Origin of the sequence: Burkholderia sp. 9779_493 (genome assembly GCF_015712215.1) — a bacterium.
Taxonomy (GTDB): domain Bacteria; phylum Pseudomonadota; class Gammaproteobacteria; order Burkholderiales; family Burkholderiaceae; genus Burkholderia; species Burkholderia cenocepacia.
Genome location: NZ_JACCQA010000006.1, coordinates 154,658 through 169,361, shown reverse-complemented (window position 1 = coordinate 169,361; position 14,704 = coordinate 154,658). Strand labels below are relative to the sequence as shown.

14 protein-coding genes are annotated in these 14,704 nt (G+C 65.8%); 11 read left to right on the top strand and 3 right to left on the bottom strand.

Annotation, left to right across the window (positions count from 1 at the left end):
• Positions 1-118 precede the first annotated feature (118 nt).
• The 6 genes from H0X95_RS08180 (at position 119) to H0X95_RS08155 (ending at position 5,710) form a co-directional block, all read left to right on the top strand.
• On the top strand, positions 119-835 hold the full coding sequence (locus H0X95_RS08180; RefSeq protein ID WP_006482282.1) for a 3-oxoacid CoA-transferase subunit A: 717 nt from the start codon (positions 119-121) through the stop codon (positions 833-835).
• Between the two features lie 19 nt (positions 836-854).
• Positions 855-1,511, top strand: a complete 657-nt coding sequence (locus H0X95_RS08175) for a CoA transferase subunit B (RefSeq protein WP_006482308.1) — start codon at positions 855-857, stop codon at positions 1,509-1,511.
• Between the two features lie 88 nt (positions 1,512-1,599).
• The gene (locus H0X95_RS08170) at positions 1,600-2,958 is read left to right on the top strand and encodes a 3-carboxy-cis,cis-muconate cycloisomerase (RefSeq protein WP_059720962.1); all 1,359 of its coding nucleotides are present in this window, start codon (positions 1,600-1,602) and stop codon (positions 2,956-2,958) included.
• A 16-nt stretch (positions 2,959-2,974) separates the two neighbouring features.
• The gene (gene pcaD, locus H0X95_RS08165; RefSeq protein ID WP_059720961.1) at positions 2,975-3,760 is read left to right on the top strand and encodes a 3-oxoadipate enol-lactonase; all 786 of its coding nucleotides are present in this window, start codon (positions 2,975-2,977) and stop codon (positions 3,758-3,760) included.
• Between the two features lie 10 nt (positions 3,761-3,770).
• Positions 3,771-4,157 (top strand): 4-carboxymuconolactone decarboxylase, encoded by a 387-nt coding sequence (gene pcaC, locus H0X95_RS08160; protein WP_006480129.1) that lies wholly within the window; start codon positions 3,771-3,773, stop codon positions 4,155-4,157.
• A 194-nt stretch (positions 4,158-4,351) separates the two neighbouring features.
• Entirely contained in the window at positions 4,352-5,710 is a 1,359-nt protein-coding gene (locus H0X95_RS08155) for an MFS transporter (protein ID WP_006482278.1), read from the top strand.
• 132 nt (positions 5,711-5,842) lie between these two features.
• On the opposite strand, the gene H0X95_RS08150 is transcribed toward H0X95_RS08155, so the two are convergent.
• From H0X95_RS08150 to H0X95_RS08140, 3 genes are all read right to left on the bottom strand, one after another.
• Positions 5,843-6,091: a hypothetical protein gene (locus H0X95_RS08150; protein ID WP_012492997.1), complete on the bottom strand. Its 249-nt coding sequence runs from the start codon at positions 6,089-6,091 to the stop codon at positions 5,843-5,845.
• Positions 6,092-6,199: 108 nt separating this feature from the next.
• Complete coding sequence (locus tag H0X95_RS08145; protein WP_006482276.1) at positions 6,200-6,817, bottom strand: LysE family translocator; 618 nt, start codon at positions 6,815-6,817, stop codon at positions 6,200-6,202.
• Positions 6,818-6,998: 181 nt separating this feature from the next.
• Entirely contained in the window at positions 6,999-7,778 is a 780-nt protein-coding gene (locus tag H0X95_RS08140) for a TetR/AcrR family transcriptional regulator (RefSeq protein ID WP_063889495.1), read from the bottom strand.
• 100 nt (positions 7,779-7,878) lie between these two features.
• On the opposite strand from H0X95_RS08140, the gene H0X95_RS08135 reads away from it, so the two are divergent.
• The 5 genes from H0X95_RS08135 to H0X95_RS08115 all read left to right on the top strand — a co-directional run bounded on the left by H0X95_RS08135 (position 7,879) and on the right by H0X95_RS08115 (position 14,559).
• Positions 7,879-9,591, top strand: a complete 1,713-nt coding sequence (locus H0X95_RS08135; protein ID WP_059720960.1) for a bifunctional 3-(3-hydroxy-phenyl)propionate/3-hydroxycinnamic acid hydroxylase — start codon at positions 7,879-7,881, stop codon at positions 9,589-9,591.
• Between the two features lie 7 nt (positions 9,592-9,598).
• Complete coding sequence (locus H0X95_RS08130; RefSeq protein ID WP_059720959.1) at positions 9,599-10,669, top strand: VOC family protein; 1,071 nt, start codon at positions 9,599-9,601, stop codon at positions 10,667-10,669.
• Positions 10,670-10,705: 36 nt separating this feature from the next.
• Positions 10,706-11,662: a fumarylacetoacetate hydrolase family protein gene (locus H0X95_RS08125; protein ID WP_034203074.1), complete on the top strand. Its 957-nt coding sequence runs from the start codon at positions 10,706-10,708 to the stop codon at positions 11,660-11,662.
• Positions 11,659-13,620 (top strand): acyl-CoA synthetase, encoded by a 1,962-nt coding sequence (locus tag H0X95_RS08120; RefSeq protein ID WP_059720958.1) that lies wholly within the window; start codon positions 11,659-11,661, stop codon positions 13,618-13,620. The genes H0X95_RS08125 and H0X95_RS08120 overlap by 4 nt, the downstream gene beginning before the upstream one ends.
• A gap of 213 nt (positions 13,621-13,833) precedes the next feature.
• Entirely contained in the window at positions 13,834-14,559 is a 726-nt protein-coding gene (locus tag H0X95_RS08115; RefSeq protein WP_059720957.1) for an OmpW/AlkL family protein, read from the top strand.
• Positions 14,560-14,704: the final 145 nt, after the last annotated feature.

Here is a 14,704-nt window from a genome sequence, read left to right as displayed (position 1 = left end):
TGAGTTCGAATAGCGAACAAAAGCCGAGGGTCGACGAAGGCCTCCGGCGCGGCACGCGGCACGCGCGTGTCCCCTCGACAGGCCGCGCACGAGCCGCGGGTTCGCATCAGGAAGAGACATGGTCAACAAGATTTTCGAATCGCTTCAGTCGGCGGTTGCCGACGTCCACGATGGCGCGACAATCATGATCGGCGGCTTCGGCACGGCCGGCATGCCGTCCGAGCTGATCGACGCGCTGATCGAACAGGGCGCGCGCGACCTGACGATCGTCAACAACAACGCGGGCAACGGCGAGACGGGCCTCGCGGCGCTGCTGAAGGCGAAGAAGGTGCGCAAGATCATCTGTTCGTTCCCGCGCCAGAGCGACTCGCAGGTGTTCGACGCGCTGTACCGCGCGGGCGAGATCGAACTGGAGCTCGTGCCGCAGGGCAACCTCGCGGAGCGCATCCGCGCGGCGGGCGCCGGCATCGGCGGGTTCTTCACGCCGACGGGCTACGGCACCAAGCTCGCGGAAGGCAAGGAAACGCGCGTGATCGACGGCAAGCCGTACGTGTTCGAGACGCCGATCCACGCCGATTTCGCGCTGGTGAAGGCATACAAGGGCGACCGCTGGGGCAACCTCGTGTACCGCAAGACCGCGCGCAATTTCGGGCCGATCATGGCCAGCGCCGCGAAGGTCGCGATCGTCCAGGTGTCGGAAGTCGTGCCGCTCGGCGCGCTGAACCCGGAACACATCGTGACGCCGGGCATTTTCGTCCAGCGGATCGTCGAGGTGCCGCAGGCCGCGCACGCGGCCGAGCTGGCCGCCGAACACGCTGCATCGCAAGCCGCCTGACCCGCCTGGAGAAACCGACATGAAACGACTGACCCGCGATGAAATGGCCAAGCGCGTCGCCCAGGACATCCCCGAAGGCGCGTACGTGAACCTCGGCATCGGCGTGCCGACGCTGGTGGCGAACCACCTTGACCCGAGCAAGGAGATCTTCCTGCACAGCGAGAACGGCCTGCTCGGCATGGGCCCGGCGCCCGCGCCCGGCGAGGAAGACGACGAGCTGATCAACGCCGGCAAGCAGCACGTGACGCTGCTCACCGGCGGCGCGTATTTCCACCACTCGGATTCGTTCGCGATGATGCGCGGCGGCCACCTCGACTACTGCGTGCTCGGCGCGTTCCAGGTGTCGGCGAACGGCGATCTCGCGAACTGGCATACCGGCGCGCCCGATGCAATTCCGGCCGTCGGCGGCGCGATGGACCTCGCGATCGGCGCGAAGCAGGTGTTCGTGATGATGGAGCACCTGACGAAGCAGGGCGAGAGCAAGATCGTCGCGCAGTGCTCGTATCCGGTCACCGGCGTGCAATGCGTGAGCCGCATCTATACGGATCTCGCCGTGCTCGACGTGACGGCCGACGGCCTCGCGGTGAGCGAGATCTTCACCGACCTGTCGTTCGACGAGCTGCAGAAGCTGACCGGCGTGCCGCTGATCGACGCGACGCAAAAGGCCGCCGCCTGAACGGCAAGCGTGCCGGGGCGCGCATTCGAGCGCACGCCGGCACGCTTGGGTAGACAATAGGCGCACGCCGTTTCCCCATTCTGATGCCATGCTCGAAGACAGCGCCCGCCTGACCTCCCTGATCTGCGGCACCGAGCCGCTCAACCGGATCTGGTCGCCCCGCGCGACGATCCAGCGCATGCTCGACGTCGAGGCCGCGCTCTCGCGCGCGCTGGCCGCGCAGCAGGTGATTCCCGCCGCCGCGGTCGCGCCGATCGAACGTGCGTGCGACGCCGGCCGACTCGACGCCGACGCGCTCGCGCACGGTGCGGCGCTCGGCGGCAATCTTGCGATTCCGCTCGTCAAGCAGCTCACCGCGCAAGTGAAGGCCGACGACCCCGAGGCCGCGAAGTTCGTGCACTGGGGCGCGACGAGCCAGGACATCATCGATACCGCGACCGTGCTGCAGTTGCGCGACACGCTCGACGTGCTCGATCCGCTGCTCGACGAAGCCTGCGCGTCGCTCGCGGCGCTCGCGCGCACCCATCGCGCGACGCCGATGATCGGCCGTACGTGGCTGCAGCAGGCGCTGCCGATCACGCTCGGCCTCAAATTCGCCCAATGGCTCGATGCGCTGCTGCGCCATCGCGCGCGTTTCGCCGAGTTGCGCGAACGTGCGCTCGTGCTGCAGTTCGGCGGGGCGGCCGGCACACTCGCGAGCCTGCGCGAACACGCAGCCGGCGTGAGCGCCGCGCTCGCGGCCGATCTCAAGCTCGCGGTGCCGGCCGTGCCGTGGCATACGCAGCGCGATCGCATCGCGGAAGCCGCGTCGTGCTTCGGGATGCTGATCGGCACGCTCGGCAAGATCGCGCGCGACGTGTCGCTGCAGATGCAGACCGAAGTCGGCGAGCTCGGCGAACCGGCGGCTGCCGGCAAGGGCGGCTCGTCGACGATGCCGCACAAGCGCAACCCGGTCGGCTGCGCAGCCGTGCTGACGGCTGCCGTGCGCGCGCCGAACCTCGTCGCGACCGTGTTCGCGGGGATGGTGCAGGAGCACGAGCGCGCCCTCGGCGGCTGGCAGGCCGAATGGGATGCGCTGCCCGACCTCGCCCGCCTGACGGGCGGCGCGCTCGCACAGATCGCGCAGATCGTCGCGGGCCTCGACGTCAACACCGAGCGCCTCGCCGCGAACCTCGACCTCACGCACGGGCTGATCCTCGGCGAAGCCGTGATGCTCGCGCTCGGCGACCGCATCGGCCGGCTCGATGCGCATCACGTCGTCGAGCACGCGTCGAAGGAAGCCGTGCGCACGGGCGCGACGCTGTTCGACGTGCTCGCCGCCGATGCGACCGTGTCGGCCCACCTGTCGCGCGACGCGCTCGCGCGGCTGCTCGATCCCGCACATTACGTCGGCGAGGCGCATGCCTATGTCGACGCCGTGCTCGCGCTGCATGCGGGCGCGCACTAACCAGGAGAACCTTGAGATGCCTTTCGCCACTGTCAACGGCGTGAAACTGCATTACCGGATCGACCGTGCCGCGCGCGACGACGCGCCGTGGCTCGTCTTCTCGAATTCGCTCGGCGCCGACCTGCAGATGTGGGCCCCCCAGATCCGCCCGCTCACGCAGCACTTCAACATCCTGCGCTACGACACGCGCGGCCACGGCCATTCCGACGCGCCGTCCGGTTCGTACACGATCGAGCAACTGGCGGGCGACGTGATCGGCCTGCTCGACCACGTCGGCATCGACTGCGCGCATTTCTGCGGCATCTCGATGGGCGGGCTGACGGGCGCCGCGCTCGCCGCGCGCTACCCGTCGCGCATCGTGCGCGCGGTGCTGTCGAATACCGCCGCGAAGATCGGCTCGCCGGAAGTGTGGGCGCCGCGTGCGCAGAAGGCGCGCGCCGAAGGCATGGCCGCGCTCGCTGACGCCGTGCTGCCGCGCTGGTTCACCGACGCATTCGTCGAACGCGAGCCGCGTCTGTTCGATGCGATCCGCGACACCTTCGTGCATACCGACAAGGACGGCTATGCGGCGAACTGCGACGCGCTGAACGCGGCCGACCTGCGCGAGGAAGTGAAGGGCATCGCGTTGCCGGTGCTCGTCGTGACCGGCGCGAAGGACATGTCGACGCCGCCCGACCAGGGCCGCGCGCTGGCCGCCGCGATTCCCGGTGCGCTGCACGTCGAATTCGACGCCGCGCACATTTCGAACATCGAGTGCACCGGCGGGTTCAACCGCGCGCTGCTCGATTTCCTGACTGCGTGAGGCACCGGCGATGGATGACCAGGAACGTTATGAAGCAGGGATGAAGGTGCGTCGCGCGGTGCTCGGCGACGCGCACGTCGACCGTTCGATCGAGAACCGCACCGAGGTGACCGACGAATTCCAGAACCTGATCACGCGCTATGCATGGGGCGAGATCTGGACCCGCGACGGGCTGCCGCGCCATACGCGCAGCCTGCTGACCATCGCGATGATGGTCGCGCTGAACCGCGGCGAGGAACTGGCGCTGCACCTGCGCGCCGCGCGCAACAACGGCGTGACGCGCGACGAGATCAAGGAAGTGCTGCTGCAGACCGCGATCTATTGCGGCGTGCCGGCCGCGAATTCCGCGTTCCATCTCGCGGACAAGATCTTCAAGGAACAGGATGCGGCCGGTTAAGCGCCGGCGATGATCCGATCGGGCGGCCCGCCGAGGTTGGCGGGCAGTCGTCGATGAAGAGCGCACCGGCAGCGAATCGGTGCGTGAACGAAGGAAAGGCGCGGCCACGAGGCCGCGCTTCTTGCATATATCAATGTTGCATGGGACCGGCGCAAGCGCAGACGCGCCCACGCCGGCCGACAAGGAGACTAGCGATGAATCGCGCACCCGTGGTCGATGTCCAGACCTTCATCAACGAGCAGCCGTTCGGCGGCTTTCAATGGCTCGTGTTCCTCATGTGTTTCGTGATCGTGCTGCTCGACGGCTTCGATACGGCCGCGATCGGCTTCATCGCGCCGTCGCTGCTCGGCGAATGGAACCTCACCAAGCCCGATCTCGCGCCCGTGTTGAGCGCCGCGCTGTTCGGCCTCGCGTGCGGCGCGCTCGTGTCGGGCCCGCTGTCCGACCGGCTCGGCCGCCGCTCGCTGCTGCTCGGCTCGGTGTTCCTGTTCGGCGTCGCGTGCCTGATGTCCGCGTTCTCGAACACGATCGGACACCTGACCATCCTGCGCTTCATCACCGGCGTCGGGCTCGGCGCCGCGATGCCGAACGCGGTCACGATGATGGGCGAATTCTGCCCGGACAAGCGCCGCGCGACCGTGATCAACCTGATGTTCTGCGGCTTTCCGCTCGGCGCCGCGTTCGGCGGCTTCCTGGCCGCGTGGATGATTCCACATTTCGGCTGGCGCAGCGTGCTGGTGCTCGGCGGCGTGACGCCGCTGCTGCTCGGCGTGCTGTTGCTGCTGAAGATGCCGGAATCGGTGCGTTTCATGGTCGCGACCGGTCAGTCCGTCGACAAGATCCGCGCCACGCTCGCACGCATCTCGCGCGACGCGTTGAACGCCGGCTCGTTCGCATTGACCGAAGCCGCACCGCAGACGGGCGGCAAGGGCCTCGGCGTCGTGCTGTCGCGCTCGTACATCGTCGGCTCGGTGATGCTGTGGCTCGCGTACTTCATGGGCCTCGTGATCTTCTACGCGTCGATCAACTGGATGCCGATCCTGCTGAAGGATGCGGGCCTGACGCCGAAGAGCGCGACGCTGATCTCGGCGCTGTTCCCGCTCGGCGGCGTGGGCGCCGTGCTGTGCGGCGTGCTGATGGACCGCTTCAACGCGAACCGCGTGATCGCCGTGTGCTACGCGCTGACGGCGGTGAGCGTGTATGCGATCGGGCAGGCGGCCGGCAACGTCGGGCTGCTGGTGCTGGTCGTGTTCGTGGCCGGCGTGCTGATGAACACTGCGCAGTCGTCGATGCCGGCGCTGGCCGCCGCGTTCTATCCGACCGAAGGGCGCGGCACGGGTGTCGCGTGGATGCTCGGCGTCGGCCGTTTCGGCGGGATCGCGGGGTCGTTCCTCGTCGCCGAGCTGACGCGCCGGCACTTCTCGTTCGCGGGGGTGTTCGCGACGATCGCCGTCGCGGGCGTGCTCGCGTGTGTCGCGCTGCTGATCAAGCAGATGGCGCGCCCGCATGGCGTGGCGCAGCCGGCGGGCAAGATCGAGTCGCTCGGACATTGAGCGGCGCGCGGGCCGGTGCGTTGCATCGGCCCGGCGCGTGATGGATTCGGGCCGGTCGAGAGCAGATCGACCGGCGCACGACGACAGACCGGGCCGCCTTCGCGGCCCGTCGACATTGCGGCCGTCGCACCGTTACTCCTCCGCGTCGTGCTCCTTGACGAAGTTGCGCAGATACGCGCGCAGCGCGGCTTCCCGGCCGCGATGATCGTCATGGTTCGCGGCGCCCATTCCCGCCTCGTCGCCGAACAGCGTCGGCGGCGCGCAGTAGGTGCCGACTTCGATGTTCTCGCGCAGCACGCGGATATCGTGCGTGAGCGGGTGATACTCGGCGATCCAGTGCATACCCTCGATGTGCTCGCCCGCTCTGAGCATTGGCTTCATCGGCAATCTCCATGCAGAGCAGCGGTGCAACCGCCGAAGCGGTTGCACGCGCCCGTACCGAAAGGGTACGCCTGCATCACCTGAAGCTCAACGGGCGCTCGTGAGCGCTTACTGCGGCAGCAGATGGGCGACGAGCGGGTACAGCGACAGGATCAGCAGCACGGCCATCGTCACGTTGAAGATGCGCAGCGCGCGGGGATTCGACAGGAAGCGGCGCAGGCCGAGGCCGAACGCGGCCCACAGGCTGATGCACGGGAAGCCGATCAGGATGAACAGGATGGCCATCCATGCGGCATTCATTCCATAGTCGGCGGACAGGCGGATCGTCGTCGCGGCGGTCAGCACCATCATCCACGCCTTCGGGTTGACCCACTGGAACGCGGCGGCTTCGATGAACGTCATCGGCCGCGATTTGGCGCCGTGCGCCTTCACTTCGCCCGACGTGCCGATGCGCCACGCGAGGTACAGCAGATAGGCGACGCTCGCCACTTCGAGGAGCGTGTACAGCAGCGGCAGGCGCTTGAACGCTTCGCCGAGGCCGAAGCCGACGCAGAGCATCAGGATCGCGACGCCGATGCTGATGCCGAACAGGTGCGGCATCGTGCGGCGAAAACCGAAGTTGACGCCGGACGCGAGCAGCATCGTGTTGTTCGGGCCGGGCGTGATCGTCGTGACGAGCGCGAACAGCATGCCGGCGGGCAGCGCGCTGAGGGTGAGGAATTCCATCGCGGATTCTCCATTCGGTTCGAGGCTGGGATGGAGTCAGTGTAGCGACGGTTTTCTGTACAGTACCGGTACAGTTAAATTGACGATTGCCGGTACGGGGCGTGGGAGTGCGTGACCGCGGTCGTCAGCGCTACGCGAGTACCCGCCAAGGTTCTGCCCATCACAGCCGAACGATGGACCGCTAACGTTCTTGCGATTCGTTGGGCGCAGACGTCACAGCCGGCGGCAACGGGCGATTCGCAATCTCTATCGCTTCAGTTCGCGGCACACCCAAGGTCTGCAACAGGGATGAAGCTGCCCGTTCGGCAAAGCCGTTCTGACTGTACCCGATCATGTTCAACATGTCGGTAACCGGCTTCTCGTCCGCATCGAATCGGAGCTCGATCGCAATGGCGGTCAGTACCGCGCCCCCGACCGTGATCACGCTCATCAGCGGGTCGCTTGCCGAGAACCTCCCCGCGAGGATGCCTTTCTGAATATCCCTCAACAACCGCGGTCCGAGGCCGCGGCTGAGCGCTCGCATGGACAACCCCTCGCGCAGGAGAAATTGTCCCCAGACCGGCTCGCTTCTGGCTCGCAGCAATGTATGGCGCAGCGACACGGAAATGATCTCGGCCGGGTCGGTGAGGCCGCCTGCGATGCGGTCCAGAGTATCCGCGAACTCCTCGAACACGATTTCCAACACCGCGGCATGAATCGCCTCTTTCGATTCGAAGTGGTTGTAGAACGACCCGAAACCCACGTCCGCGGCTTCCGTAATTTCATTGATCGCGACGCCTTCCATCCCCTTTTGCGCCATGAGTACAAAGGCGGCATCCAGGAGGCGCGCGCGCGTCTCGCGCTTGCGGCGCGCGCCCCGCGGCTCGCGAACCTCGGGGCTCGACGGCGCTTGCCCGTTCGAGACGGCCGGCGACGGTGTTCTGGTGCGACGGGAAGAAGTGTTGGGCATCGGCGTGCGCATGGTTTCGGTGTTCGAGTATACGTTCGAACATCAAAATTGACAAAGTTATCAGTTATGACTTTAATGTCATCAAGGCGGCCGGCAGTGGCCAGTCCCGAGAATGGGAGACGGAACGGTGGTGGAGACAAAACTGACGTGCGAGCCGGGCGTCCATGAAGGCAACGACAACGCGAACTGTGCCGGCGGCCGCGACTTGCCGTCGGAGGTAGACGTGCTCGTGGTGGGCTGCGGTCCCGTCGGCGCGGCGATCGGTGCGCTTCTCGGCCGGGACGGCGTGCGCGTGCTCGTCGTCGACAGGGCGGCGGAGATCTTCATGGCGCCGCGTGCGATCGCGCTCGACAACGACGCGCTTCGCATCCTGCAGTACGTCGGGGTGAACGAAGCCGACCTCGATACGGTGGCGATTCCGTACGTCCGGATGCGCTCGCCCTGGTTCGGCGAGTTCGGGCGCATCAATACGCTGGGGAGCATCGACGGCCATCCGAAGCTCGTGACGTTCTATCAACCGGACCTGGAGCGATGCTTGCGTGCCCGACTGGCCGCGCACCGCACGGCCCGAATGGCGCTCGGTGTGACGCTCGTCTCGCTCGACGAGCACGCCGACCACGTCGCCGCCACGCTCGACAGCGGGCCGGGCGCACGGCACGTCGTGCGCGCCCGCTACGTCGTCGGTGCCGACGGCGCCAGCTCGATCGTGCGCCAGCTGATCGGACAGGATTTCAAAGGCAAGACGTTCGCGGAGGACTGGTTGATCGTCGATGCGCGAAACGTGCGCCGACCCATCGACCATGTCGAGTTCATCTGTGACCACCGGCGACCGACGCCTCATATGACCGCACCCGGGGGGCGCGAGCGTTGGGAGTTCATGCTCCATCCTGACGAGACGCGCGAAGAGATGGAATCCGACGAACGCATCCGCGAACTGCTCGCGCCGTGGGGTGGCATCGAGGACATGGTGATCGAACGCAAGGCCGTGTACCGTTTTCATGCCCGAACCGTCACGACGTTCAGCAAAGGGCGCGTTTTTCTCGCGGGCGATGCCGCCCATATCACGCCGCCGTTCGTCGGCCAGGGGCTCGTCGCCGGCCTGCGCGATGCCGCGAATCTCGGCTGGAAACTGGCGTGGGTCGTCAAAGGCCACGCAACCCCGCAAATTCTGGATTCCTACGATCGGGAACGCCGACCGCACGCCAAGGCGATGATCGGCGTCGCGAAATTCATGGGCAAGCTCGTGATGCCGCGAAACGCCGGGATCGCGTTGTTCACGCATGGTCTGATGCGATTGACGCGGCTCGTTCCGCCGCTACGGAATCATTTCGACGAACTCGGGATCAAGCCGAAGAATGCGTTCCGGAGCGGTCTGTTCGTCCCTGGCCATTCGTCCACGCGGCTCGTGCGCGGCGCAGCCCTGCCGCAGGGATGGCTGCGCAGGCACGATGGGACGATCCGCCTGAGCGACGACGTGTTCGGGAGTGGTCTCGCGCTGATCGGATTCGGACGGGATCCGGGCGTCGAGCTCGACGCCGGCGCGCGAGCCGCGTTTATTGCGGCGGGCGGCGTCGTGGTGCAGGTGATGCACCGCGGGCAGCGCCTTCATCGCATCGAGGATGACGGATGGGAGGACCTGGACGGTACGTTCATGCCGGGTGTCGTGCGGTTTGGCTGGGCGGCCGTGATTCGGCCGGACAAAACGGTCCTGCACGAAGGCCCGGTGGCCGACTCGACCCGTCTGGTTCTCGAATCCCTGCGATTGCTTGGTGCGCGCACCGCGTTGTCGTCGCTGTCCGATCACATTGCCCAGCCGATTTCCTGAGGCCCCCATGAAGCTCACGACTGCACAACCCGCACGGAGTCCCCAGCCGACGACGAAGGCTCGGGCGCTTTCCTATCTGATGTTCGAGCGTCCCGATCTCGAACGGGCCGAACGATTTCTCAACGATTTCGGCCTGCGGACGGTATCCCGTGACGGCGAACATTTGTTCCTTCGAGGCACGGCCGCCACACCGTTCTGCTACGTCGTCCGGCGGGCTGAAAAAAACCGGTTCGTCGGCTTCGGGCTTGAAGTGGACGGCATCGACGCACTGCGAAAGCTTGCCGGCGTGCCGGGCGCGTCGGACGTGGCGCTGTCGCCGTGGCCCGGTGGCGGCCATCGCGTCACGCTCGTCGATCCGTCGGGTTTTCGTGTCGACGCGGTCGCGGGACAAGCGCGGGCCGGCGCCCTGCCGCACCGGTCGGCGTTACCGTTCAACTCGCCCGATTCCGTCGTTCGCGTGAACGATACCCAGCGTGCGCCGCTGGCGGCGCCGGAAGTGATTCGCCTCGGTCATGTCGTGCTCGAACTCGCCGATTTCCAGGCGACTTGTGCGTGGTACACGTCTCACTTCGGTTTCATCCCGAGCGACGTTCAGGTGTTGCCGGATGGATCGCCCGCCGTCGCGTTCTTGCGGCTCGATCGCGGGGCGACCCCCACGGATCACCATACGCTGGCATTGGCACAGGGGTTCGCAGCGCTTTACAGCCACTCGGCATTCGAGCTGGTGGACGCGGACGCCGTGGGGATCGGGCAGCGTGTGCTGAGCGAAAAAGGATGGACGCACGCATGGGGAATGGGTCGCCACATTCTCGGCAGCCAGGTCTTCGACTATTGGCAGGACCCCTGGGGCGACAAGCACGAACACTATTGCGATGGGGACATGTTCACGGCGGACGTGGCGACGGGCATCCATGAAGTCAGCCGTGAAGCGATGTCGCAGTGGGGCCCGCGGATGCCGCGCAGCTTCACCAAACCGAAGATCACCGCCGCCAGCATCGCATCGCTCATCCGAAACCTCCGGGCCAGTCCGGACGTCACGTTCGCGAAGCTGCGCACGCTCGCGAAGCTGTTTGCGTGACCTTCATCTTCACTCAGACCTGTTCGAGGCATCTTCATGGCATTGCACGTCTTGCACTACCGGCATCAGGGGCGCGCCCAATGGGGCGTGGTGAGGCATCACCGGATCACGCCGATACCGGGCGACTACCCGACGACCGGCGAATTCGTGCGCGCACATCGGATCGATGACCTCGCCGCGCTCGACGGAGAAACGATTCCCGAATCGGACGTCGAGTGGCTGTCGCCGGTCACGCGCAATCAACGGTTCGTTTGCCAGGGCGCCAACTATCGCCAGCACATGATCGAGTCCGGCATGAATCCGGATGCGAAGTCATTCAACATGATCTTCACGAAGGCGACGAGCTGCATCGTCGCCGCCGATTCCGACGTCATCCGGCCGCAACATGTGCGGTTTCTGGACTACGAGATCGAACTGGGGCTCGTGCTTCGCCGCGATATCACGTCCCGGCAAGCCATCACGGACAAGAACCTGCACGAGTACGTCGCGGGCCTCGTGATCGTCAACGACTATTCCGCACGCGATATCCAGATTCCCCAAATGCAGTTTTACAAGGGAAAAAGCTATCGGACGTTCGGGCCGGTCGGGCCGTATCTGTGCCTGCTGGAGGCCAGCGATATCGCACGGCTGCACGCGCTGACGCTGACACTGACCGTGAACGGGGACGTGCGGCAGAGCGATTCGACGGGGAACCTCGTGTACGGTCCGGCCGAAACGCTCACGGAACTTTCGGGTGTTCAGGATCTGAACGCCGGTGACTTGCTTGCAACCGGCACGCCTTCCGGGTGCGCGCTCAGCATTCCGTCGCCGGCGAAGCAACGAATTGCCGCGTTGCTGCCGGAGCACATGAAGTGGCGGATTTTCACGAAGGTTCAGGCCGCGCGCCCGCAGTACCTGAAGGCCGGGGATCTGGTCGAGTCGCGGATCCGGAGCAGGGACGGGGCGATCGACCTCGGTGTGCAACGCAACCGAATCGTGGACGAGCTCGCATGAACGCCATCGCAACCGAAGCGGACGTGCTTCGGATCGAAAACCAGGGGCCGCCCGCCGACCTCCCGGCCAGCACTTACGAGATGATCGGCCGTGGTGCGGCAATCGACCCGAGCGCGCCGGCCTTGTCGTTTTTCCTGCGCGCCGACGATCATCGCAAGCCATTGCGCTGGACCTATGCGGCGCTTCTGCGGGATATCACCCGCGCCGCGAACATGTTTTCGCGCCTCGGTATCGATCGCCACGCGGTGGTCGCCTACGTGCTGCCGAATTTGCCGGAAACGCATTTCGTCATCTGGGGAGGCGAAGCGGCCGGGATCGTGTGCGCGATCAATCCGTTGCTGGAGGGGCCGGCGATCGCATCGCTGCTCAAGGCCGCAAACGCAAAGGTGCTGGTGACGCTGGCGCCTTTTCCGGGAACGGATATCTGGTCGAAGATCCAGCCCGTCCTGAGCGAGGTGCCGTCGCTGCAAAGCCTCGTCCTGATCGATCTGGCCGAGCGCGTGCAGGGGTGGCGCCGCATTGCCGCACGCGCGATGCAGCGTCGCGAATGCAAACGGTTGCACGGGCGCGCCGGCGTGCGCGGCGCCGTTCCGCGCCACGTCGCGATCCACGATTTCGACAGTGCGATGTCGCGTGAATCCGGCGATTCGCTGCTGATCCCACGGCGTTTCGAAGCCGACGACATATCGTCCTACTTCTGTACGGGCGGCACCACGGGATTGCCGAAAATCGCGATTCGCCGGCACGGCAACGAGGTGGCCAATGCCTGGAGCGTCGGGCAGGTCGTCGGCGCCGGGATGGGCCCGGGGAAGACCGTGTTCTGCGGACTGCCGCTGTTCCATGTCAATGCCGTGCTGGCAACCGGCCTGGTGCCGTTCTCGCGCGGCGCACATGTGGTGCTGGGTACGCCACAGGGCTATCGCGGCGACGGCGTCGTCAAACGATTCTGGGAAATCGTCGAGCACCACAGGATCAATTTCTTCAGCGCGGTGCCGACCTTGTATTCGGCGTTGCTCGACGTGCCCGTCGACGGCCGGAACATCGACTCGCTGGAATATGGACTGTGCGGTGCCGCGCCGATGCCCGTGGAAGTATTCCGCACGTTCCAGGATCGCACCGGGGTCCGGATCCTCGAAGGCTACGGGCTCACCGAGGGCGCCTGCGTCAGCAGCGTCAATCCGCCAGGCGGCGAACGGCGTCTCGGTTCGATCGGCTTGCGCATCCCCGGCCAGATGATGAAGGCGGTGATACTCGACGACGCCGGCCGCTACGTGCGCGATTGCGTCGAGAACGAAGTCGGTGTGCTGACGATTTCCGGGCCGAACGTGTTCGCGGGCTATCTTCAGGAAGATCAGAACAAGAGCCTGTGGCTCGATCTCGGTGACGGCCGGCAGTGGCTCAACACCGGGGACCTCGCGCGACGCGATGCGCAGGGCTACTTCTGGCTCACGGGCCGCCGCAAGGAGCTCATCATCCGGGGCGGGCACAACATCGATCCGGCGACGATCGAAGAACCGCTGCACCGCCACCCGGCCGTGCAGATCGCTGCGGCAATCGGACGTCCCGACGTGCATGCCGGCGAGCTGCCGGTCGCGTACGTGCAGTTGAAAGCCGGCGCAACGGCAACCGAGACGGAGCTCGACACGTTCATACGCGGCATGATCGGCGAGCGCGCCGCGATACCGAAGCGGATTCATATCGTCGATGCGATGCCGCTTACGGCGGTCGGCAAGATCTTCAAGCCCGAACTCAAACGATGGGAGACGTTCGACGCGCTGGTCTCCGCGCTGAAGGATGCCGGCGTCGAGGGTGCGCGGGTGAGCATGGTGGACGATCCGTCGCGCGGGCTCACCCTGCATGTGGCGCTGAGCGATCACGCGCAGACAGCGAAGGCCAATACGGTGGTGGGCCGCTTCCCGTTCGCCTTTTCGACTTCCGTGGAACCCGAACATCACTGATTGTCGATTCCCGGAACGTTCGGCATTGAATTGAGCAAATAGATTCGGAATCCGAATTTATGGAGCGGGAATTTCGCTTGACGAAGCAGCACCCGACGTTTTTGGCGTCGCGCGTCACACGCGCGGGAACAGCCCGCAAGTCATGCGTGGCGCACGGCGATGAAGACAGGTTTCACGATTCTTGAACACCAACACCAAAATCTGGAGACAATCATGAAACGAATCAGTGCAGGAGCCGTCGTATTGGTCGCGGCCATTTCTGGCGCGCATGCGCAATCAGCCGGTCAGTGGGTGGTCAGTGCCGGTTGGTCCCACTTTGCCCCGCAGGGATCGGCGGATCCGCTGACCCTCAATGCACTCGGCCAGTCGCAAGTGATGACCGGCAGCGGCGGGGACATCGCAAGCGGCGATACGTTCGGACTGACCGCAACGTACTTCCTGACCGACCATATCGCGGCGACGACGGTCATGGGCTTTCCGCCGACCTGGCACTTGAACGGCGCAGGTACGCTCAGCGGTTTCGGCGAGCTGGGGACCGCGCGGGCCTGGAGTCCAGCGATCATCTTCAACTACTACTTCGGCCAGCCGAATGCACGGTTGAGGCCGTATCTGGGCGCCGGCGTCACCTACACGTGGTTCAGCAACATCAAGCTCAGCAATCCCGTTTCCACCGGCCAGATCTATTTCTCGCCGACCGTCGGGACTGCGCTCGAGGGACCGACATCCGTGTCGCTCAGTCATTCCTTCGCGCCCGTCGTCAACGGCGGCCTGACCTACAACATCGATTCGCACTGGTCGATCAACGCGTCGGTCGCGTATTCGTGGGTATCGACGCGCGCCACGCTCACTACCCGGTCATCCGTCGGCACGGTCACGAGCACCAGCAAATTCCGGGTCAATCCGATCGTGACGTTCCTGTCGGTCGGATACCGCTTCTGAATCGCATTGCCCGGGACACGGCGCACGCACGTTGCAGTCGCCGCGCTGCGTGCGACGTGATGATTGCCGCCGAGATTCGGCGGCGCATGGGCCGGCCGCGGACGCTTCCTGGTCCCTTGCTCGCGACATGCTTCGAGTGCGGTCG